This is a genomic window from Rhodanobacter sp. Soil772, from assembly GCF_001428385.1.
In the GTDB taxonomy this organism is placed as follows: Bacteria; Pseudomonadota; Gammaproteobacteria; order Xanthomonadales; family Rhodanobacteraceae; genus Rhodanobacter.
In genome coordinates, this window is the sequence record NZ_LMSK01000002.1 from 516,373 (window position 1) to 537,454 (window position 21,082).

Below are 21,082 nucleotides of genomic sequence, written 5' to 3' on the forward strand. Positions count from 1 at the left end.
CACAGGTTTCCGATTCCGCATGCTCGCCGACACCACCAAAGACGCCATCCGCGCCGCCTATGCACGCCTGAAGGATGGCTTGCCCGGCTTCCGCGCGCGCGCCTCGCAGGGGCGGATGATCGCCGAGGTGGCCAAGGCTTTCGGCCGCAACGGCGGCGTGGCGGTGATCGAGGCGCCCACCGGCACCGGCAAGTCGATGGCCTACCTGATCGCCGGCGTCGCGGTGGCGCGCTTCCAGAAAAAGAAGCTGCTGATCGCCACCGCCACCGTGGCGTTGCAGGAACAGCTGGTGCGGCGCGACATCCCGCTGTATCTGCAGCTCAACGGCATCGAGGCGAAGGTGGCGCTGGCCAAGGGCCGCGGCCGCTACCTGTGCCCGCGCAACTTGATGATGGCGGCCAACAGCATCAACGACACCGCGCAGATGGGCCTGGCCGGTTTCGACGCCGACCTGGTGCTGTGGACCAAGCCGCCGCAGGCGCGCGACAAGCAGGCGCTGGCGAAACTGCGCGTGGCGTTCGACCGCAACGAGTGGGACGGCGACATGGACAGCGCGCCGGAGCCGGTCAGCGACCTGCTGCGGCCGATGATCACCACCAGCGCCGGCGGCTGCACCGGGCGCAAGTGCGGCCAGTTCATGATCTGCCCGTTCTTCGCCGCGCGTCGCGCGGTGGACGACGCCGAGATCATCGTGGCGAACCAGGACCTGGTATTGGCCGATCTCACCATGCCCGGCGAGGGCGAAGGCGGCTCCAATCCGGCATGGGGCGGGGTGATCCTGCCGCGCCCGGACGAGACGCTGTACATCTTCGACGAAGGCCACCACGTATCAGGCAAGGCGATCGACCGCGGCGCGGCCGAGGTCTACATGACCGCCACCGTGCGCCAGCTGAGCCGGCTCGGCCGGCAGGTGCACGCGGCGTATTCGCTGACCGACAAGGAGCGCCTGGGCAAGCTCGGCCTCGACCAGGGCGACGAGAAACTGCAGGAACTGAGCAACACGCTGGAGGAACTGGAAAAGGAAATCCGCCTCGGCTGGCTGCCCGACCCGGCCGAGACCGAACCGATGTACCGCGGCTCGCTGGGTCAGTTGCCCGAGCCGTGGGTGGAACACGCGCGCGGGCTGAACATACTCACCGGCGAAGTGCAGCGCTGGCTCACTGCGGTGCGCCGCGCGGTGGTCGAGATGACCGATGGCGGGCCGACCCAGGAAGCGCTGTCGCGCGAGCTGGGCATCGCGCTGGAACGCATCGGCAAGCAGGCCAGTTGCTGGCGCGCGTGGTCCAGCGACGATCCCGACGACGCGCCGCCGCTGGCGCGCTGGGTCACTCTCGGCGCCGACCAGCAGCTGGTGTGCCATGCGTCGGCCGTGTCCGCCGCCGGCCTGCTGCGCAGCGTGCTGTGGGGCAACGCCAGCGGCGTGCTGATGACCTCGGCCACGCTGAGTGCCGGCGGCAACTTCCGCGGCTTCGCCGACGCCGTGGGCCTGCCCGACGACGCGGTGACCCTGAGCCTGCCCTCGCCGTTCGACCTTGCTTCACAAGCACGACTCGAAGTGCCGGCGATGCGCACCCTGCCCGACGCGCGCGAAGCGCACGCCGAAGAAATCAGCGAATGGCTGGCGGAAAACCTCGACTGGGACGCCGGCAACCTGGTGCTGTTCACCTCACGCGTGAAGCTCGACCGCGTACTGCAGAAGCTGCCGATCGCGTACGTGCGCAAGGTGCGCGCGCAGGGCTCGCTGGGCAAGTCGCAGCTGGTCGCCGAGCACTGCGCCGACATCGAGGCCGGCAAGGGCAGCACGCTGTTCGGCCTGGCCTCGTTCGGCGAGGGCCTCGACCTGCCCGGCAAGCTGTGCGAGACGGTGGTGATCACCCAGCTGCCGTTCGCGGTGCCCACCGATCCGGTCGGCGCCACCTATGCCGAGTGGCTGGAATCGCGCGGGCGCAACCCGTTCATCGAGGTCAGCATCCCCGAGGCCACCCGCCTGCTCACCCAGTACTGCGGCCGCCTGATCCGCAACGAGACCGACCGCGGCCGCATCGTGCTGCTGGACCGCCGCGTGGTCACCAAGCGCTACGGCAGCGGCATGCTGAAGGCGCTGCCGCCGTTCCAGCGCGTCATCGAGAGGACCGCATGATCACCCGCCTGGCCGACTGCCCTTCGCAGCGGTGGAAGAACGGCCTGGGCCGCACCCGCGAAATAGCCGTCCAGCCGTCCGCGGCCGATGGCGACGGTTTCCTGTGGCGGGTGAGCGTGGCCGAGGTCGACAGCGCCGCGCCGTTCTCCTCTTTCCCCGGCATCGACCGGCAGATCGTGCTGCTCGATGGCGCCGGCTTCACGATGACGCTCGACGACGGTCGCGTGCACGCGCTGACCACGCCATTCGTACCGTTCGCGTTTCCCGGCGAGGCTCGGGTGGACGTGGCGCTGGCCGGCGGCTCCACGCGCGATTTCAACCTGATGCTGCGCCGCGGGCACGTCCGCGGCGGCATCGAGGTGTGGCGGGACGCGGGGCCACACCTGACCGACGCCGCCACCGTGCTGGTGTATGGCGCCCGCGGCACGATCGACTGTGCCGACGGCACGCTGCATCCTGGCGATGCCTGGCGGCCGTCGCCCGATGCCGCGGCACTGACCTTGCACCCGGGCGCATTGGCACTGGTCGTGCGGGTCGAAACCGTCACCTGACGAATGTCACTACTGCGCCGCGCTGCAGCCCCTTATATTCGGCACTCATTGTCGCCACCGGAGCTCCCGTGATGTCCGTGCTGATCCTCGGTCTCGTGCTGTTTCTCGGCGCCCACTCGCTGCGCATCTTCGCCGACGGCTGGCGCACGCGGCAGATCGCGCGACTGGGCCTGAAGCGCTGGAAGGCAATCTATGCGGTGGTGGCGATCGTCGGCTTCGTGCTGATCTGCTGGGGCTTCGGCCTGGCGCGGCAGCACCCGGTGCTGCTGTACGTGCCGCCGCTGTGGCTGCGCCATCTCAACGCACTGTTCACCCTGGTCGCCTTCGTGCTGTTCGTCGCGGCACGGGTGCCGCGCAATGTATTCAAGGCGCGGCTGCACCATCCGCAGGTGCTGGCGGTGAAAGTGTGGGCGTTCGGTCACCTGCTGGCCACCGGCATGCTGCACGATGTACTGCTGTTCGGTGCGTTCCTGCTGTGGGCGATCGTGTTGTTCGCCGCTTCGCGCCGGCGCGACCGCGCGGCCGGCACGGTCTATCCGGCCGGCACGCTGCGCGGCAACGTGATGACCGTGGTGCTCGGCGTGGCGGCCTGGGCGGCGTTTGCGCTGTGGCTTCACCTGTGGCTGATCGGCGTCAACCCGATGGCGTGAACCGAGGCCGCAGGGGTGTCGTGAGTCATCTGCGCACGCGCGCCGATCTGCGCTAGAGTTTGTCTCGCATTCCCACCCGCGAGGACCGACGCATGACCGGTTTCCTGCTCTGGCTGTTGCTGCTGGTGTTCTGCTGGCCGCTCGCGCTGCTGGCGCTGGTGCTGTACCCGATCGTGTGGCTGCTGTTGCTGCCGCTGCGCCTGGTCGGCATCACCGTGAGCGCCGTGTTCGCCTTCCTCGGCGCCCTGCTGATGCTGCCGGCGCGCGTGCTGCGCGGCCATCCGGTCTGACGCCAGATCGCGGCGTGGAAAAGCCGCACTCGCCCGCGTGCGAGCGCAATCGCGAACCGATCCTCGGCGTGCTGCGCGAGTATTTTTCCGATCGCCGGAATGTGCTGGAGGTCGGCAGCGGTACCGGCCAGCACGCGGTGCATTTCGCCGCGGCGCTGCCCCGGCCGACCTGGCAAAGCTCCGATCGCGCGGAGAACCTGCCCGGCATCCGCGCCTGGCTGGATGAGGCGGCGCTGCCGAACACCCCGGCACCGCTGGAGTTCGACGTCAACGGCACCTGGCCGCCGGGGCCGTTCGACGCCGTGTTCAGCGCCAACACCTTGCACATCATGGCCTGGCCCGAGGTGCAGCGACTGTTCGCGCAACTGCCCGCGATCACCAGCGACGACGCGGTCCTGATCATCTACGGCCCGTTCAACAAGCAGGGCCGCTACAGCAGCGACAGCAATGCCGCGTTCGACGAATGGCTCAAGGCACGCGGCGCACACATGGCGATCCGCGACGCCGAAGCCGTCGACGCCTTGGCCGATGCCGCCGGCTTCCGCCTGCTTGCCGACATCGCGATGCCGGCCAACAACCGCTGCCGCGTGTGGCAGCGCAGGCACGGCTGAAACCCGCCTGCACAGCAGGCCTGCATAATCGCGCCGAACCGGGTACAAAGGCAGCATGAAGTCGATCGACACGCTGACCCCCTGCCCCTGCGGCAACCCGGCCGGTTACAGCCAATGCTGCGGACCGCTGCACGATGGCGCCATCGCCGCCACGCCCGAACAGCTGATGCGCTCGCGCTACAGCGCCTACGTGCTCAAGCGCGAGGATTACCTGCTGGCCAGCTGGCACGCCGACAGCCGGCCAGCCTCGTTGCGGCTGGCCGCGCAGCAGCCGCCGCCGACCTGGCTGGGGCTGGAAGTGCGCCGCCAGCAAACCGTCGACGACAGTCACGCCATCGTGGAGTTCGTCGCCCGCTACCGCCTCGGCGGCGGCCGCGCACAGCGCCAGCACGAGACCAGCCGCTTCGTGCGCGTGGACGACCGCTGGTATTACCTCGACGGCGAACTGAAGAGCTGACGCTCAGAAACCCTGCACGCCGGCCGCATGCAGGTGTGCGGCTTGTGCACGCACCTCGGGGCAGCCGAAGAACGCGACCAGCTGGTTCGCGCGACCGGCGCCGATACCGGCCAGCGCCTGCCAGTCGCCCGCCCCGCGCACGCTCAGCGCGGCCCAGTCGGGCGGTCCGTCCGCGACGCCGGATGGTACGCCGAGCGCCTGCAGCCAGCGCGCGAACGGACGATCCCGCGCATGCGCAAAACTGCGCGCCAGCGCCGCCGCACGGCTGGCGCCCAGGCCGGGCACGGTCGCCAGTTGTTCCGGCGTGAGGCTCATCCAGTCCAGCAGGTGATGGACCAGCCCGGCATCGATCAGGGCCTGCCAGGTATCCGCACCGAGACCCTCCAGCTGTAGCCCCTGCCGGCCGCCCAGCCACACCAGCCGTGCGCGGAACTGCTGCTCGCAGCCGGGCGTGGCCTGCCAGCAACTCAGCGGGCCGTGCGCCTGCGGATCGGGCGGCGTCACCGGCGCGCGCCGCTGCGTGCGCCACGCCACCGACTGCAGGCGTGGAATGGTCAGCCCGGCGAGCACCACCTCGACCTGGTCGCCGGGGCGGATGTCGAGCTGCCGCCAGCGCTTGAGCGAACCCACGCTGACCCGCTGCACGCGATGGTCGTCCAGCTGCACCGGCTCCAGTTCCAGCACCGGCGTGATGCGGCCGCTGCGGCCCACGGTGAAGTCCACCGCGCGCACCTCGGCCAGCGCCGACGCAGCCGGATACTTCCACGCCACCGCCCAGTCCGGCGGTGCCGCCTGCCAGCTCGCGGCCGGCGGCCGATGGCCCTGGCGCAGCACCGTGCCGTCGGCGGCGAACGGCATCGCGTGGCGATACCACTGCTCGCGCCACTGCTTCACTTCATCCAGCGTGGCGACCGGGCGCGTATACGTCACGCTGTCGACCAGCCCCATGTCCGCAAGGCCAGCCAGCCGCGACGGCATGTCGGCCGGGCCGCTGGGCCAGTCCCACACGAACAGGCCGATCTGCGCCGCGCTGTCGGCATCCAGCACATCGCGCGCCAGTGCGCCGGCCACCGCCGAGCGCGCATTGGCGCCGCCGTCGTCGGCCTGCACGTGGCCGGGCAGGCGCCAATACAGCTCGCCCTGCAAGACCACGCGCGCCGGCGCGTGCGACAGCCGCTTCGGTATCGCGTCGATCCGTTGGGCCAGCGTCGTCCAGTCCGAGCCATGCAGGCCATCGCCGCGGCTGCTCGCCTGGCGCAATTGGCCGTCCATATACAGCAAGGTGACCGCCACGCCGTCGGCCTTCGGCTGCACCCACAGGTCACGGTCGCCGTGCGCGTGCATCCATGCGCCGATCGTGGCGGCATCCGGCAATTTGGCCAGGCCGGTCTGCGCCACCGGCGAACGGATCCGGCCACCGGCGTCGGCAAGATGCGCCAGCGGCGCCGGTGCCTGTGCGGGGAAACAGCGCTGCCATGCGGCGAGGCGCTGCATGGCCTGGTCGTAGACCGCGTCGTTCACCGGCGACTGGCCCTCGACGCGGTACGCATGGTTCCAGCCATTCAGCCGGTCATGCAGCGCGGTGAGCTCCTGCCGCGCCCGCGCCGGCGACCAGTCCGGGCAATCGCCCGCACGCGCCGCATTGGCGGCAGACAGCACGATGCCGACGATCAGCGAAAACCATCCCTTGTGCATGCGCCCGCTCCGTTCCGTGGACCTGGCGACAGGCTAGCCGGCGGTCACCGGCGCAGGCAGCCGCCGATGCCGATCGCATGCGTAGGCGTCGGGCTAGCGGCGCGGCGGCAGTTCGCCGAAGCGCAGCACCGTCTCGCCGTGGAAGCGGCCGTTCGGCCCGAAGCGCCGCTCCGCGATCACGCCATGGCCGTCGTGGCCGATCGCCACCACGGTGCTGGCGCGGGTGCCGTACTGCTCGCCGCGGATGAACGCCGCCGACAGCCAGCGCTCGCGCTCCAACCCCACGCCGGTATCCGGCAGCTGCGCCTCCGGCGCCTGCCGCTCGTCGGCGAGCGCCTCGAACAGCGGCGCGAAATCCGCGTCGCCGCCGGCATCGATCCACTGCTGCAGCCGCTGCATCAGCGCACGGGTCTTCGGCCACGGCGTGTTGAAGTCGGCGTTCGACAGGCCGTGCACGCCAGCCGTCACCGCCTGCGCGCGCGGCTCGGGGCGGTTGCCCAGATAGAACGCTTCGCGCGCATCGAAGGTAAGCAGGTTGAACGGGCGATAGTCCGCCGCCGCGCGCAGCAGTTGCTGCGCGTGCGTGGCGGCACCGGCGTCGTCGCGGAGGTAGTCGGTGGCGAGCAGGCCGCGCGAGGTGCCGAGCTGCGGGTCGCGCGGGTCGCGCACGTTGGTCACCACGCAGCAGCGCCCACCATCGGTGACGCCGAGCCAAGTGCCGCCGGCCTCGAGGTCGCGGCCGCCGACGATCGGCGCATCATCCCAGCGCGCCAGCGCCGCACTGGGCCGCGCATGGAATTCGTCGCGGTTGCCGGCCAGCAGCAGGCGCCAGCGTGGATGCGTGTTCCAGGCGAACGCAATCAGGCACATGCGTGAAACCTACGCCACACAGGCCATCGCTGCCAGCGGAAGTTCGCTGAGCATCCGCGCGATCGAGGCCGCCGCCTCCCGTCCGTCGTGCACCGCGCGCACGACGAGATCGGCGCCGCGCATGTTGTCGCCGCCGGCGAAGATCTTCGGATGGCCGGTCTGGAATGGCAGCGCACCGACGCCACCGGCGCGGATGCGTCCGCTGGCATCCTGTTCGATGCCGTGCTCGACGCACCACGCCGGCGGGCTGGGGCGGAAGCCGAACGCCTGGATCACCACGTCGGCGCGCAGCTCGGTTTCGCTGCCTTCGACGTGCTGCAGCCGCGTGCGGCCATCTGTGTCGATACCCACCTCGGTATGGATCAGGCGCACGCCGCGCAGCTTGCCCTGCTCGCCGAGCAAGGCCAGCGGCTGGCGATGGAACAGGAAGTTCACGCCTTCCTCGCGGGTGTAGCCGACCTCGCGGCGCGAGCCGGGCATGCTGGCCTCGTCGCGCCGGTACACGCAGGTGACCGAGGCGGCGCCGAGACGGATCGAAGTGCGGTTGCAATCCATGCCGGTGTCGCCGCCGCCGAGCACGACGACGTGCTTGCCGTTGAGATCGAGCTCGGGCGGCACCGGCTGATCGTCGAGCAGGCGGTTCGCGTTGGCGATCAGGAACGGCAGCGCGTCATGCACGCCGTCGAGTTCGCGCCCGGGCAGTTCGCCGTCGACGAAGGTGTACGCGCCGGTGCCCATGAACACCGCGTCGTAGTCGGCCAGCAGCCGTTCGAACGCGATGTCGCGGCCGATCTCCACGTTGAGGTGGAAGCGCACACCCATCCCTTCGAGTACTTCGCGGCGGGTGTGGATCACCGTCTTGTCGAGCTTGAACGGCGGGATGCCGAAGGTGAGCAGGCCGCCGATCTCGCGCTGGCGATCGAACACGTCCACCGCGATGCCGGCGCGGCGCAGCCGGTCCGCGCAGGACAGCCCAGCCGGGCCGGCGCCGACCACCGCCACGCGGCGGCCGGTTTCGACCACGCCGGACAAGTCCGGCCGCCAGCCCTGACGGAACGCCTCGTCGGTGATCGAACGTTCGATGCTGCCGATCGTTACCGCGCCGAAGCCGCCTTGCTCCAGCGTGCAGGCGCCTTCGCACAGACGATCGTGCGGACACACGCGGCCGCAGATTTCCGGCAACGGATTGGTTTCGTGCATCAAGGTGGCGGCTTCGAACAGACGTCCATCCTGCACCAGCTTCAGCCAGTCGGGAATGTAGTTGTGCACCGGGCAGGCGTGCTCGCAATACGGGTTGCCGCAGTCGAGACAGCGCTCGGCCTGGCCCACCGCCGCAGGCGGCGCGAAGTCGCCGCTGATCTCGCCGTAGCCGAGCACGCGGATCGCCACCGGCACCGCCTTGGGCGGCTGGCGTGGGAGGTTGAGGAACTGGAAGAGTTTGTCGCTCATGGACAGCTCCAGCGCGAGGCTTTTGCTCCCTCCCCTGCTTGCAGGGGAGGGCTGGGGAGGGGTTCGCTTTTGATCTTGTGCACCAGAGCGAAAAGCTTCACCCCCTCCCAACCTCCCCCTGCGAGCAGGGGGAGGAGCAGAGCGCGGGCGCTCATGCCGCCCTCCGCAATTCGTCGGCCAGCGCGGCCAGGCTCGCCGCCTTCGGCTTGACCAGCCAGAAGCGCTGCAGCAGGCCACGGAAATCGCCCAGCAGGTGTTTCGCCCACGCACTGCCGGTAAGTTCAGCGTGGCGCGCGATCAGCCCGCGCAGGTGCTGCATGTGGTGTTCCATGCCTTCGGGCGTGATGCGTACGATGTCGACCAGCTCGTGGTTGTAGCAATCGACGAAGTTGCGCTCGAGGTCGAGCACGTAGGCGAAGCCGCCGGTCATGCCGGCACCGAAGTTGAGGCCGCAGGCACCGAGCACGGCGACCACGCCGCCGGTCATGTATTCGCAGCAATGATCGCCGGCGCCCTCGATCACCGCCAGCGCGCCGGAGTTGCGCACGCCGAAGCGCTCGCCGGCGCGGCCCGCGGCGAACAGTTCGCCACCGGTGGCGCCGTACAGACAGGTGTTGCCGAGAATGGAAGCATCCTGGCTGGCGAACGGCGATTCGGGCGACGGCCGCACCAGGATGCGCCCGCCGGCCATGCCCTTGCCGACGCCGTCGTTCGCTTCGCCGGTGAGTTCGATCTGCACGCCGCCGGCGTTCCACGCGCCGAGGCTTTGCCCGGCGCTGCCTTCCAGTTGCAGGGTGATCGGCTCGGGCATGCCGTGGTCGCCCCAACGCCGCGCCACGTCGCCGGACAGGCGCGCGCCGATCGCCCGATCGGTATTCGCGATCGCGTAACGGAACGTGCCGCCCGCGCCCAACTCTACGAGCGGCGCAGCGTCGTGGGCGATGCGTGTGGCCAGCGCGGCTTCGTCGCGCATCGGGTTGCGCGGCAAGGTGCAGGCGCTATCCACCGCGACGCCGAGACCGTCCTCGGCGATCAGCCGCGACAGGTCGAGCTGCCTCTGCACCGGCGTGCTGCCTTCGGCCTGGCGCAGCAGGTCGCTGCGACCGACCAGCTCGCCGAGGCTGCGTACGCCGAGCTGCGCCAGATGGCCGCGCACGTCCTCGGCGACGAAGCGGAAGTAGTTCATCACCATCTCGGGCAGACCGATGAAGTGATCCTTGCGCAGTGTCTCGTTCTGCGTGGCGATGCCGGTGGCGCAGTTGTTGAGGTGGCAGATGCGCAGATACTTGCAGCCCAGCGCCACCATCGGGCCGGTGCCGAAACCGAAACTCTCGGCACCGAGCATCGCCGCCTTGATCACGTCGAGGCCGGTCTTCAGGCCGCCGTCGGTCTGCAGCCGCACGCGGCCGCGCAGGCCGTTGCGACGCAGGGTCTGCTGCGCCTCGGCCACGCCCAGTTCCCATGGCGTGCCGGCGTACTTGATCGAGGTGAGCGGGCTGGCGCCGGTGCCGCCATCGTGGCCGGAAATGGTGATCAGGTCCGCGCCGGCCTTGACCACGCCGGCGGCGACCGTACCGACACCAGCATGCGAAACCAGCTTTACGGAGATCAGCGCGCTCGGGTTCACTTCCTTCAGGTCGTGGATCAGCTGGGCCAGATCCTCGATCGAGTAGATGTCGTGGTGCGGCGGCGGCGAGATCAGGCCGATGCCGGGTTTGGCGTAGCGCAGCCGCGCGATGGTGGCGTCCACCTTGTGGCCGGGCAACTGGCCGCCCTCGCCGGGCTTGGCGCCTTGCGCGATCTTGATCTGCAGCACCTCGGCATTGATCAGGTATTCGGCGGTGACGCCGAAGCGGCCGGACGAGACCTGCTTGATCTTCGAGGTCTTCTCGGTGCCGTAGCGCGCCGGGTCCTCACCGCCTTCGCCGGAATTGCTGCGGCCGCCGAGCCGGTTCATCGCGATCGCCAATGCCTCGTGCGCCTCCGGCGACAGGGCACCCAGCGACATGCCGGCCGAATCGAAGCGCTTGAGAATGGCCTCGACCGGCTCGACCTCGTCGAGCGGAATGGCGGCACCGGCCGCTTGCGGCAGCAGCAGGTCGCGCAGTGCCGATGGTGGCCGCGCGTCGACGTGCTGCGCGTAACGGCGGTAGTCGGCCATCGCGCCGCTGCGCACGGCGGCCTGCAGCGTGTCGACCACGTCGGGGTTGTACATGTGGTATTCGCCGCCGTGGACGAACTTGTAGATGCCGCCGGCGCGCAGCGGCTGCGCTTCGTTCCAGGCTTCGGCGGCGAGCAGGCGCGCGTCGTGTTCGAGATCCGCGAAGCCGGCGCCACCCACACGCGATGGCGTGCCGGCGAAGCACAACGCCACGACTTCGGGCGCCAGACCCACGATCTCGAACAACTGCGCACCGCGGTAACCGGCGACGGTGGAGATGCCCATCTTCGACAGGATCTTCAGCAGGCCCTTGCGGATGCCGCGGCGGTAGCTGCGGCCGATCTCGCGCGGGGTGCCGTCGCCGCGCTTGATGTGGCCGTCGCGGCCCAGCTCGAACAAGCTCTGGTAGGCCAGCCACGGATAGATCGCGGTGGCACCGAAACCGATCAGGCAGGCGAACTGGTGCGCGTCGCGTGCGGTGGCGGTTTCCACCAGCAGGTTGCACTGGCAGCGCAGGCCGCTCTCGATCAGGTGCGCGTGGATCGCGCCCACCGCAAGCAGCGCGTGCGCCGGCAGCGTGTCCCGGTTCGGATAACGGTCGGTGATGAAGACCATGCCGGCGCCGTTGCGCACGGCCAGCTCCGCCTCACGGCAGAACCGGCGCAGCGCCGCTTCCAGCCCTTCCTCGGGCGGGTAGCACAGGTCGATCTGCACGGTGGCGTTGACGAACTGCGGCAGCGCCAGCAGCTGGCGCAACTTGCGCTGCGAGCAGATCGGCGAGTTCAGCAGGATCTGCTTCGCGTTGTCCGCCGACAGTTCGAACAAATTGCCCTCGCGGCCGAACTGGGTGACCAGCGACATCACCAACCGCTCGCGCAGCGGATCGATCGGCGGGTTGGTGACTTGGGCGAAGCCTTCGCGGAAGCGGTCGAACAACGGACGCACCTGGCGCGACATCGCGGCCATCGGGGCATCGTCGCCCATCGCACCGGTGGCCTCGGCCTCGGTTTCGGCGAGCACTTTCAGCACGCTCTCGCGTTCCTCGCGGCTCAAGCCATACAACTTCTGGTAACGGCGCAGCACCGTGGCCGGCAGCGGCTCGGCGGCGAGGCTGGGATCGATCAGGTCCGATTCGAGGTAGCTGACGCCGGCGCGCAGCCAGTCGCGGAACGGTGCGCGGCTCTTGTTGATCGCGTCGATGTCGGCATCGTGCAGCAGGCGATGATGGGCGAAATCCACCGCCAGCATCTGGCCCGGACCCAGCCGACCCTTCGCCACCACGCGCGACGGCGGCACGTCCCACAGACCGGCCTCGGAGGCGACGATCAGGTGGTTGTCGTCCGACAGCGCCCAGCGCGCCGGACGCAGGCCGTTGCGGTCGAGCGTGCATGCCGCGTAGCGGCCGTCGCACATCACCAGACCGGCCGGGCCGTCCCACGGCTCGCTGTGCAGCGCGTAGTACTCGTAGAAACCGGTGAGGTCCTCGTCCAGGTCCTCACGTGCCGCGTAGGCCGGCGGTACCAGCACGCGCATCGCGGTGAGCAGGTCGAGGCCGCCGGCCAGCAGCACTTCCAGCGCGTTGTCGAGGCTTTCCGAATCCGAACCGTCCTGGCGTACCAGCGGGCCGATATCGGTGAGGTCGACCAAGGGCGAACGCAGCACCGCCTCGCGCGCCTGCATCCAGCGCCGGTTGCCGCGAATGGTGTTGATCTCGCCGTTGTGCGCAAGCAGGCGGAACGGCTGCGCCAGCCGCCACTGCGGCGTGGTGTTGGTGGAGAAGCGCTGATGGAACACCACCGCGTCGCTGGCCAACGCGGGATGCTGCAGATCGGCGAACACTTCGCGCAACCGACCCGGCGCGGCCATCGCCTTGTAGCCGATCACGTGGGCGGACAGGCTCACCACGTAGAACTGCGGATCGTGCTTCAGCGCGGCCTCGGCACGCCGGCGCGCACGGAACAGCGCGCGTTCGAACGCGTCGTCGTCCATCCCGGCCGCCGCATTCACGAACACCTGGCGCACGCGCGGACAGGTGGCGCTGGCCAGCGGGCCGCAAGCCTCGGTGTCGATCGCCACGTCGCGCCAGCCGGCCAACGCCAGACCCGCCTCGGCCAGATGCCGCTCGAACTCGATCACGGCAGCCTTGCCGCCGGCCGGGTCGAGGAACACCAGCCCCGCCGCGAAACGCTCGCCGGGCACGATGCCGTCGGCCGCCGCCAGCGCGCGCAGCCAGTCTGCCGGGTGATGGATCAGCACGCCGCAACCGTCGCCGCTGATGCCATCGGCATTCACGCCGCCGCGATGGGAGAGTTTCGCCAGCGCCGCAAACGCGGTGTCGACCAGCGTGGCACTGGCGCGCCCGTCGACCTGCGCAACCAGGCCGAAGCCGCAGCTGTCGTGTTCGAAAGCCGGGTCGTACAACGTCGCCGAGCCGCTTGCCGCCATCTACCCCTCCGGGCTGCGCAGATCGCCGCGATGCCGATGGCACCAATCGTTTTGCGCAGGAGCGGCTCCGACTAAAACACAATTGCTGCGCCGCGTCAAAATATTTACTTGGACGGCTAAACTTCCATCTGTCGATCGCCATCGGGCGCGGCCCTGGCGAGGCTGGCGCACCGAGCTGCACTTTTCAGCCGAAACCCGCCAGGCCGGCCACCGGGCAGCCGGCGAACCTGAACCGAGCCATGACCAAGCAGACAGCCAACGGCGCGCGCGGGGAAGGCCTTCCGCAGGCGCGGCTCGACACCCCGCCGAGCTGCGTTCAAGTGCCTCGTGGGGCGGCATTTTCAGGCATATGGCGCACAGTGGAAGAGATCTCGCCACCGACGCGGCCACTGCGCCCCCGACATCCGGCACAGCCGAACATGAGCGCCGTCTCGCTCCGCCCGCCCCGCTCGGGGATAATCGGCCGCATGCCCAAACCCGCCTGCTCCGCTACCCGCCCCGCCTGCTGCCTCATCCTCGCCGCACTGCTGGGCTGTCTGGCCATCGCTCCGCTGCAGGCACGCCAGGACAGCAAGAGCGAACAGGCCGAGGCGAAGCAGAAGTTGGCCGACTTGCGACACAAGATGGAAGCGCTGGCAAAACAGCAGGCCGACACCGCCACCCGCCGCGACAGCGCCAACGCGGAACTGGCCAAACAGGCCAACGCGCTGGCCGGTGCCGCGCGCGCGGTACGCCAGACCGATGCCGAGTTGGCCACCAAGCAGCAGCAGCTGGATCAACTGCAGCTGCAGCGCACCGCGCTGAGGCAGACGCTGGACAGCCAGCGCGCCGCGATCGCCGACCTGCTGCGCGCCACCTATGCGCTCGGCCACGGCTCGGACCTGCGCCTGCTGCTGGGCGACGAGGACGTGGCGCGCATCGCGCGCGCGCTGGTGTACTCGAAGTACTTCCAGCAGGACCGCGTGCAACGCGTGCAGCGATTGATGGCCGACCTGGCCAAACTGCAGGAACTGGAAGATGCGATCAGCGCCGAACAGCAGGCACTGCAGGCGACCCGGACCCAGCGCGAGCAGCAGGCGGCCGTGCTGGCCAAACAGCGCGCCGCGCAGCAGAAGCTGGCCGCCGAGACCGACGCCCAGTACAAGGACCAGGCGCAGCGGCTGGCCGCGCTGAAGCAGAACGCGCAATCGCTCAACAACCTGCTCGACAAGCTGCAGAAGGCGATCGACGAAGCCGCCGCCCGCGCCGCCGCCGAACGTGCCGCAGCGGTCAGGAAGCACCCCGGGCGCAAGCCACCACCGCCGGTCGAGGTCGGCGGCGCCAGCGCCAACATCCGCGGCAACCTGCCGTGGCCGGCCAGCGGCGTGGTCAACAGCTATGGCAACGGTGTGCTGATCAAGGCCAGCGGCGGCAGCGAGATCCACGCGGTGGCGCGCGGCCGGGTGATCTACGCCGGCTTCCTGCGCGGCTACGGCATGCTGCTGATCGTCAACCACGGCAACGGCTGGATGAGCATGTACGGCAACAACGAGACCCTGCTGCACGACGTCGGCGACCAGGTCGAGGCCGGCCAGGCACTCGGCACCGCCAGCCCGCCCACCGGCGCCAACACCGGCGTCTATTTCGAGTTGCGCCGGAACAACCAGCCGGTCGATCCGCGCAGCTGGCTGAGCCAGCGCCGTTGACGCGACCGCCGCCGCATCGCAGGCTACGAACGAGTTCACGCTGAATTACCCCGGCATCTGGTTGTCTCATGCCTGACCACATTTCCGTCGCGCTCCGGCGCGACAGCTGTCTGCTGTACGGAGTCACACGCATGCGTCTTTCCCCTTCTAGCCCGACGATCGGCATCGCGGTCCTGCTGCTGGCCGTTCCGTTCCTGCTGGCCGCGCCGGATGCCCGCGCGCAGAGCGCGCCGGCCGCTGCCGCCAGCGTGGCGCCGCCGGTCGACCTGCCGGCCACCAACAGCAGCGCCAATGCGCCGGCCCGCGCCAGCTCCACCGACCAGGTGGATCTGGACGACATCCGCAACTTCAGCCGCGTCTACGAAGTGGTGCGCCAGGCGTACGTGGAAAAGGTCGACAACAAGACCCTGATGAAGGCCGCCATCACCGGCATGCTCAGCGGCCTCGACCCTCACAGCGAATACCTGGACAAGGACGGCCTGACCCAGCTCAGCGAGGACACCACCGGCGAGTACAGCGGCCTCGGCATCGAGGTGCTGCAGGTCGACGGCGGCCTGCGCATCGTCTCGCCGATCGACGACACCCCGGCGGCGCGCGCCGGCATCAAGCCGGGCGACAGCATCGTCAAGATCAACGGCGCCGTGATCGACGCACAGAACGTGGACGAGATGTTCAAGCAGCTGCGCGGCAAGCCGGGCAGCAAGATCGACCTGACCATCGTGCATCAGAACAGCGACAAGCTGATCGACCTGCATCTCGTGCGCCAGAACATCTCGATCAGCAGCGTCAAGGTGCGCGAGCTGGAGCCGGGCTACGCCTACGTGCGGATCAGCCAGTTCCAGGACGACACCGCCGGCGATCTGGAACAGAAGCTGGGCCAGTTGATCGCGAAGAACGGCGCGCCGAAAGGCGCCGTGCTGGACCTGCGCAACAACCCGGGCGGCCTGCTCACCGCGGCCGTGGGCGTCAGCGACGACTTCCTCGACGCCGGCACCATCGTCACCACGCGTGGCCGCCTGCAGGACGCGAACATGAGCTTCAACGCGCATCCGGGCGACCAGCTCGGCGGCGCGCCGATGATCGTGCTGACCAACAACGGCACCGCCTCGGCCGCCGAGATCGTCTCCGGTGCGCTGAAGGACAACCACCGCGCGCTGGTCATGGGCCAGCGCACGTTCGGCAAGGGCGTGGTGCAGACCGTGCTGCCGCTGGACGCCGAGCATGCGGTGAAGATCACCACGGCGCGCTATTACACGCCGAACGGCACCTCGATCCAGGCCGAGGGCATCAAGCCCGACATCGCACTGGCCGACCTCACCGTGAACCCCTCCGATCGCGGGCCGGTACTGATCAGCTCGGAAGCCGACCTGCCGAACCACCTGGCCAACGAGAACGCCAAGGCCGCCAGCGACATCAACGACGACGGCAGCGCCGACGACGCCAAGCTGGCCACCAGCGACTACGCGCTGTCACAGGCACTGAACGTGCTCAAGGGCATGGCGCTGCGCCAGCCCGCCGCCGTCCGGCGCTGACCACCGGCACACCACGACGGCGCAAACACAAACGGCCCCTTGCGGGGCCGTTTGCATGGGCAGCTCATCGGGCTGCGATGCGGTGGCTCAGGCCGCCGTGGCGAACAGGCCGCGCATCTTCTTCATCGCATTCGCCTCGATCTGGCGGATGCGTTCGGCGGATACGCCGTACTCGTCGGCCAGGTCCTGCAACGTGGCCTTGTTGCTGTCGTCCAGCCAGCGGCGCTGGATGATATCGCGCGAACGCGAGTCCAGGTGCTCCAGCGCATCGGTCAGCGTCTGCATCTGGTTGTCGGCGTAATCCTCGTCGGACACGTTCTCGTACGGGTCGGCGCCGTCGTCGATCAGGAACGCCGCCGGTGCCGGCTTGGCGTCGTCGTCCGCATCGACCGGAGCCTCGAAGCCGATGTCGCGGCCGGACAGGCGCGATTCCATCTCGCGCACGGTCGCCTCGGGCACGCCCAAGTCCTTCGCCACGGTGCTCACTTCGGCTGCGTTCATCCAGCCCAGGCGCTTCTTGCTCTTGCGCAGGTTGAAGAACAGCTTGCGCTGCGCCTTGGTGGTGGCGACCTTCACGATGCGCCAGTTCTTCAGGATGAACTCGTGCATCTCGGCACGGATCCAGTGCACCGCGAAGCTGACCAGGCGCACGCCCTGATCCGGATCGAAACGCTTGACCGCCTTCATCAGGCCGATGTTGCCTTCCTGGATCAGGTCGGCCAGCTGCAGGCCGTAGCCCGAGTAACCACGCGCCACATGCACCACGAAACGCAGGTGCGACAGCACCAGCTTCTTCGCCGCGGCCAGGTTGGCCTCTTCGAGGTAGTCGCGCGACAGCGCCTGCTCTTCTTCCGAGCTCAGCACCGGGATCCGATGGACCGCGGAAATATAGGCATCCAGACTGCCGACGACACTCGGCAGCGGGAAGCTGGCGGTCACCAAGGCTTGAGACATGGGTGGAACCTCCTGAACGACATCAAAGTTTAGCACTCGGGCACTTGGAGTGCTAAAGCACGGCATTGGTTCCGCGCTTTAATGAACTAAATGGTATAGATATTAATCACCCTTGTCCAGCGTCTCATCCAGCCCGATATGAGGCTGATGAAACCGCATTCAAGCGGACGTGAAACCGCTTTGCAATGCGACTTTCGGCGGCAGCGACCAGTCGATCGGCGGCTGCCCGTGGGCCTCCAGGTAGCGGTTGGCGGCAGAGAAGTGGCCGCAGCCGAGGAAGCCGCGGTGGGCCGACAGCGGCGACGGATGCACCGAGCTCAGCACGCAGTGGCGACGGCTGTCGATCAGTTGGCCCTTGCGCTGGGCGTATGAGCCCCACAGCAGGAACACCAGGCCTTCGCGCTCGCGGTTCAGCGCATCGATCGCCGCATCGGTGAAGCCCTCCCAGCCCTTGCCTTGGTGCGAACCGGCGCGACTTTCTTCCACCGTCAGCACGCTGTTGAGCAGCAGCACGCCGCGATCGGCCCACGGCGTGAGGCAGCCGTGGTCGGGCCGCGCGATGCCGAGGTCGCGCTGGATCTCCTTGAAGATGTTCTCCAGCGACGGCGGCACCCGCACGCCGGGACGCACCGAGAAGCACAAGCCGTGCGCCTGGCCGGGGCCGTGGTACGGGTCCTGGCCCAGGATCACCACCCGCACCGCGTCGAACGGGGTGTGTTCGAACGCCGCGAAGATCTCCGGCCCGGGCGGATAGATCCGTTTGCCGGCCTGCTTCTCCGTGCGCAGGAACGCCGCCAGCGCCTGCATCTCCGGGCGCAGCAGGTGGTCGCCGATGCGCGCCTTCCACGACGGTTCCAGCTTGATCTGCGCCGCGTCGCTCATGCCTCGGCCGTGTGCCCGCGCAGGTGCTTCGCCACGCGCAGCTGGAACAGCAGCTTGGTGACCAGCAGCCTTTCCTCGACCGGCTTCTCGACCAGATCGTTGGCACCGGCCTTGATCAGCGCGGCCTGGTTGGCCGGGTTCTCGTCGCCGGTCATCACCAGCACCGGCAGCCGGCCCTTGCCGTAGCCGAACTCGCCGCGGATGTGCTTGAGCAGGTCGCCGCCGGTGAGCTCGCCCTTCAGGCTGACATCGGTGAGCACCACGTCGGCGCCCACCCCGCCCTGCGCCTTCGAGGTTTCCAGCAAGGCCAGCGCGTCTTCCACGCTGACCACGTGGCGCACGGTGAGGCCGATCTTCTCCAGCATGCGGCGGGTCGCCAGCGCCACCACGCGACTGTCCTCGACGTACAGCACCACGCCTTCGGCGGTGTTCTCGGGCCGCACATAGCCGCGGATGAACTCGGCCAGCGCCTGGAAGCCCAGCGCCTTATCGAAGTAGTCGGTGACGTGCTCGCCCAGCGAGCGGCGGTGCAGCCGGTCATCCACGTCGCCGGAAACCACCACGATCGGCACGTAGGCCTGCGGCGCCGACTCGCGCACGAAGCGCGCCAGCTCCAGCCCGTCCATGTCGGGCAGGCGCAGCGCGATCGTGATGAAATCGAACACGCCCTCGCCGAGTACCTGCTGCGCCTCGGCGCCGCCGCCGCAACCCACCACCTCGACGCCGGGCAACTCGGCCTGCAGCACGCGGGTGATCAGCTGGCGCACCACACGTGAACCATCGACCACCAGCACCCGCGGTGCGTCGGTCAGCAGACGGCTGCTGATATTCGTACTCATTCCTTAGCTCACCCACCCGACCCGTGGCAGTCCTTCGCCGATGAACCTGCGGGCGCACCCCTGCACCCGCTGCAACTGGTGATAGTGCACCGGATACGGCATCGGCGGCTGCGATTCACGTCACCCCGGCGCAAGACCGTCACACCGCGTTGCGCAATTGCCATGCGCTGACCAGTCGCGCGCCGAGCCAACCCAGCGCCGCGGCGACCAGCGGTACCGCCAGCAACAGCCACGGCGGCAAGCCGCCGACCTGCAGTTTGCCATCATAAGCCTGGCTCAACTGCGCCACCGGCGTGGCCAGCGCCAGCTCGATCAGCACTGCCAGCAACGCGGCCAGGATGCCGCTGAACAGGCCATACCAGATCCCGGCATACAGATACGGCCGACGCACGAACGCGCCGCTGGCGCCGACCAGCAGCAGCACGCCGATCTCCTCGCTGCGACTGGCGATGTCCACCCGAATCGTATTGCCGACCACCAGCAGCGCCGCCAGCGCCAGCAGCGAAGCCAGCACCAGCACCACGCGATTGCCCACGCCGAGCAAGGCGTCCAGCCGCTGCCGCCAGCTGCCGCTGTCCTGCACCAGCTCGACGCTGCGCAGCGTACGCACGTCGGCCACCAATTGCTCCAGCGCGTGCGCGCTCACCCCCCCGCGCGGCTGCAACTGCAGCACGTACGGCAGCGGGTTGTCGTCCAGTGTCTGCAGGGCACCGGAGAAGCCCTGCATCTGCGCCAGTTCGTCCATGCCCTGCTGCGGCGTCTTCACCACCACTGCGGCCACTTCGGGGCGGTCGCCCAGCTGCTGGGCAAGCAGTTGCGCCTGCGACGCGGTCTGGCCCGGCTGCAGGAATACGCTGATCGCCTGGCTCTGGCCCAGCGCATGGCCGAGCTGCTGCACATTGCCCAGCAGCAGGTAGAACGCCAGCGGCAAGGCCAGCGCCAGGCCCATGACCGCGATCGTGAGCAGGCTGCCGAACGGGCGCGAAGCAAGCCGGCGCAGGCTGGACGCCGCGCTCCAGCGGTGATGCTCCTGCCAGCTGACGAAGCGGTTGCCACGGCTGTGGCCGTTGCGCGGCGGTGCGTCCGCCGACACGGACAGGGTTTCCGGCGACGTGCTCACAGCACCTCCTCGGCGGCCAGGTCGGCCACCAGGCGGCCGTGGTCGAGCACGATCACGCGTTTCTTCATGCGCTTGATCAGCGGCAAGTCGTGACTGGCGACCAGCACGGTGGTGCCGACCTGCTGGAACTCGCCGAACAGGCCCATGATCTCTACCGCCAGCTGCGGGTCGAGGTTGCCGGTGGGCTCGTCGGCGATCAACAGGCTGGGACGCGCCACGATCGCACGGGCGATGCCCACGCGTTGCTGTTCGCCGGTGGACAGCGTGGCCGGCAGCTGCCGTTCGTAAGCGAGCAGGCCGACCTTCTCCAGCGCCGCGCGCACCCGCCGCGCGCGTTCGGCGCGGGCGATACCGCCGATCGCCAACGGCAACTCGACGTTGGCGAACACCGTGCGATCCAGCAGCAGGCGATGGTCCTGGAACACCATGCCGATGTGCCGGCGCCACTTCGGAATGCCGCTGTGGCGGATCTTCGCCAGGCTCTTGCCGTCCACGCTGATCACGCCGTGCGAGGGCCGCTCGATCAGTCCCAGCAACTTGAGCAGGGTGCTCTTGCCGGCACCGGAATGCCCGGTGACGAAGGCCATCTCGCCCGTCGGCACCTCGAACGAAAGCTGCGAGAGCGCCTCATGGCCGCCCTCGTAGCGCTTGCTGACTTGATCGAAATGGATCACCGAGCGTCCCCGAGCCTGCGTGTCGTCATATCGACGCAAGGATAAGGGAAGCCGGCCGCAAGATGCGGACTTCTCTG

General features: G+C 69.0%; 17 protein-coding genes. 8 read left to right on the plus strand and 9 right to left on the minus strand.

The genetic code is table 11. The features are described from left to right. The first annotated feature begins 19 nt into the window (after positions 1-19). The 6 genes from dinG (at position 20) to ASG75_RS09030 (ending at position 4,699) form a co-directional block, all read left to right on the plus strand. Positions 20-2,140, plus strand: coding sequence for an ATP-dependent DNA helicase DinG (gene dinG, locus ASG75_RS09005; protein WP_056388099.1), 2,121 nt, complete (start codon positions 20-22; stop codon positions 2,138-2,140). Continuing rightward, on the plus strand, positions 2,137-2,691 hold the full coding sequence (locus ASG75_RS09010) for a HutD family protein (RefSeq protein WP_056388101.1): 555 nt from the start codon (positions 2,137-2,139) through the stop codon (positions 2,689-2,691). The genes dinG and ASG75_RS09010 overlap by 4 nt, the downstream gene beginning before the upstream one ends. Positions 2,692-2,762: 71 nt before the next feature. Then, the gene (locus ASG75_RS09015) at positions 2,763-3,341 is read left to right on the plus strand and encodes an NnrU family protein (RefSeq protein ID WP_056388104.1); all 579 of its coding nucleotides are present in this window, start codon (positions 2,763-2,765) and stop codon (positions 3,339-3,341) included. A gap of 92 nt (positions 3,342-3,433) precedes the next feature. After that, positions 3,434-3,631 carry a hypothetical protein gene (locus tag ASG75_RS09020; protein ID WP_056388106.1) on the plus strand — a complete coding sequence of 66 codons (198 nt, stop codon included), beginning with the start codon at positions 3,434-3,436 and terminating at the stop codon, positions 3,629-3,631. Between the two features lie 14 nt (positions 3,632-3,645). Then, positions 3,646-4,242, plus strand: a complete 597-nt coding sequence (locus ASG75_RS09025; protein ID WP_056388108.1) for a DUF938 domain-containing protein — start codon at positions 3,646-3,648, stop codon at positions 4,240-4,242. 55 nt (positions 4,243-4,297) lie between these two features. After that, complete coding sequence (locus ASG75_RS09030) at positions 4,298-4,699, plus strand: YchJ family protein (protein WP_056388111.1); 402 nt, start codon at positions 4,298-4,300, stop codon at positions 4,697-4,699. A gap of 3 nt (positions 4,700-4,702) precedes the next feature. Here the strand turns inward: ASG75_RS09030 and ligB are convergent, their stop codons facing one another. The 4 genes from ligB to gltB form a co-directional block, all read right to left on the minus strand. Further along, entirely contained in the window at positions 4,703-6,394 is a 1,692-nt protein-coding gene (gene ligB / locus ASG75_RS09035; RefSeq protein ID WP_056388113.1) for an NAD-dependent DNA ligase LigB, read from the minus strand. A gap of 93 nt (positions 6,395-6,487) precedes the next feature. Continuing rightward, positions 6,488-7,264, minus strand: a complete 777-nt coding sequence (locus tag ASG75_RS09040) for an NRDE family protein (protein ID WP_056388116.1) — start codon at positions 7,262-7,264, stop codon at positions 6,488-6,490. A gap of 9 nt (positions 7,265-7,273) precedes the next feature. After that, positions 7,274-8,713 (minus strand): FAD-dependent oxidoreductase, encoded by a 1,440-nt coding sequence (locus ASG75_RS09045; protein WP_056388118.1) that lies wholly within the window; start codon positions 8,711-8,713, stop codon positions 7,274-7,276. A gap of 151 nt (positions 8,714-8,864) precedes the next feature. Further along, a complete protein-coding gene (gene gltB, locus ASG75_RS09050) occupies positions 8,865-13,319 on the minus strand; it encodes a glutamate synthase large subunit (protein WP_056388120.1) in 4,455 nt (1,484 codons plus the stop codon). Positions 13,320-13,786: 467 nt separating this feature from the next. Here gltB and ASG75_RS09055 point away from each other — a divergent pair, with 467 nt between their 5' ends. Next, complete coding sequence (locus ASG75_RS09055; RefSeq protein ID WP_056388122.1) at positions 13,787-15,004, plus strand: peptidoglycan DD-metalloendopeptidase family protein; 1,218 nt, start codon at positions 13,787-13,789, stop codon at positions 15,002-15,004. Between the two features lie 131 nt (positions 15,005-15,135). After that, complete coding sequence (locus ASG75_RS09060) at positions 15,136-16,536, plus strand: S41 family peptidase (protein WP_056389224.1); 1,401 nt, start codon at positions 15,136-15,138, stop codon at positions 16,534-16,536. An 87-nt stretch (positions 16,537-16,623) separates the two neighbouring features. Here the strand turns inward: ASG75_RS09060 and rpoH are convergent, their stop codons facing one another. The 5 genes from rpoH to ftsE form a co-directional block, all read right to left on the minus strand. Then, positions 16,624-17,490 carry an RNA polymerase sigma factor RpoH gene (rpoH, locus tag ASG75_RS09065; RefSeq protein ID WP_056388124.1) on the minus strand — a complete coding sequence of 289 codons (867 nt, stop codon included), beginning with the start codon at positions 17,488-17,490 and terminating at the stop codon, positions 16,624-16,626. A 159-nt stretch (positions 17,491-17,649) separates the two neighbouring features. Beyond that, on the minus strand, positions 17,650-18,372 hold the full coding sequence (gene ung, locus ASG75_RS09070) for a uracil-DNA glycosylase (RefSeq protein ID WP_056388126.1): 723 nt from the start codon (positions 18,370-18,372) through the stop codon (positions 17,650-17,652). Further along, complete coding sequence (locus tag ASG75_RS09075) at positions 18,369-19,211, minus strand: response regulator (protein WP_056388128.1); 843 nt, start codon at positions 19,209-19,211, stop codon at positions 18,369-18,371. The genes ung and ASG75_RS09075 overlap by 4 nt, the downstream gene beginning before the upstream one ends. A 139-nt stretch (positions 19,212-19,350) precedes the next feature. Further along, entirely contained in the window at positions 19,351-20,331 is a 981-nt protein-coding gene (gene ftsX / locus ASG75_RS09080; protein WP_056388130.1) for a permease-like cell division protein FtsX, read from the minus strand. Next, a complete protein-coding gene (gene ftsE / locus ASG75_RS09085) occupies positions 20,328-21,005 on the minus strand; it encodes a cell division ATP-binding protein FtsE (RefSeq protein ID WP_056388132.1) in 678 nt (225 codons plus the stop codon). The genes ftsX and ftsE overlap by 4 nt, the downstream gene beginning before the upstream one ends. Between the last annotated feature and the right edge of the window lie 77 nt (positions 21,006-21,082).

Bases quoted from the DNA above. Each gene is read 5' to 3' on its own strand.
- dinG (WP_056388099.1), top strand. From the start codon at position 20: ATGCTCGCCGACACCACCAAAGACGCCATCCGCGCCGCCTATGCACGC.
- ASG75_RS09010 (WP_056388101.1), top strand. From the start codon at position 2,137: ATGATCACCCGCCTGGCCGACTGCCCTTCGCAGCGGTGGAAGAACGGC.
- ASG75_RS09015 (WP_056388104.1), top strand. From the start codon at position 2,763: ATGTCCGTGCTGATCCTCGGTCTCGTGCTGTTTCTCGGCGCCCACTCG.
- ASG75_RS09020 (WP_056388106.1), top strand. From the start codon at position 3,434: ATGACCGGTTTCCTGCTCTGGCTGTTGCTGCTGGTGTTCTGCTGGCCG.
- ASG75_RS09030 (WP_056388111.1), top strand. From the start codon at position 4,298: ATGAAGTCGATCGACACGCTGACCCCCTGCCCCTGCGGCAACCCGGCC.
- ligB (WP_056388113.1), bottom strand. From the start codon at position 6,394: ATGCACAAGGGATGGTTTTCGCTGATCGTCGGCATCGTGCTGTCTGCC.
- ASG75_RS09040 (WP_056388116.1), bottom strand. From the start codon at position 7,264: ATGTGCCTGATTGCGTTCGCCTGGAACACGCATCCACGCTGGCGCCTG.
- ASG75_RS09045 (WP_056388118.1), bottom strand. From the start codon at position 8,713: ATGAGCGACAAACTCTTCCAGTTCCTCAACCTCCCACGCCAGCCGCCC.
- gltB (WP_056388120.1), bottom strand. From the start codon at position 13,319: ATGGCGGCAAGCGGCTCGGCGACGTTGTACGACCCGGCTTTCGAACAC.
- ASG75_RS09055 (WP_056388122.1), top strand. From the start codon at position 13,787: ATGCCCAAACCCGCCTGCTCCGCTACCCGCCCCGCCTGCTGCCTCATC.
- ASG75_RS09060 (WP_056389224.1), top strand. From the start codon at position 15,136: ATGCGTCTTTCCCCTTCTAGCCCGACGATCGGCATCGCGGTCCTGCTG.
- rpoH (WP_056388124.1), bottom strand. From the start codon at position 17,490: ATGTCTCAAGCCTTGGTGACCGCCAGCTTCCCGCTGCCGAGTGTCGTC.
- ung (WP_056388126.1), bottom strand. From the start codon at position 18,372: ATGAGCGACGCGGCGCAGATCAAGCTGGAACCGTCGTGGAAGGCGCGC.
- ASG75_RS09075 (WP_056388128.1), bottom strand. From the start codon at position 19,211: ATGAGTACGAATATCAGCAGCCGTCTGCTGACCGACGCACCGCGGGTG.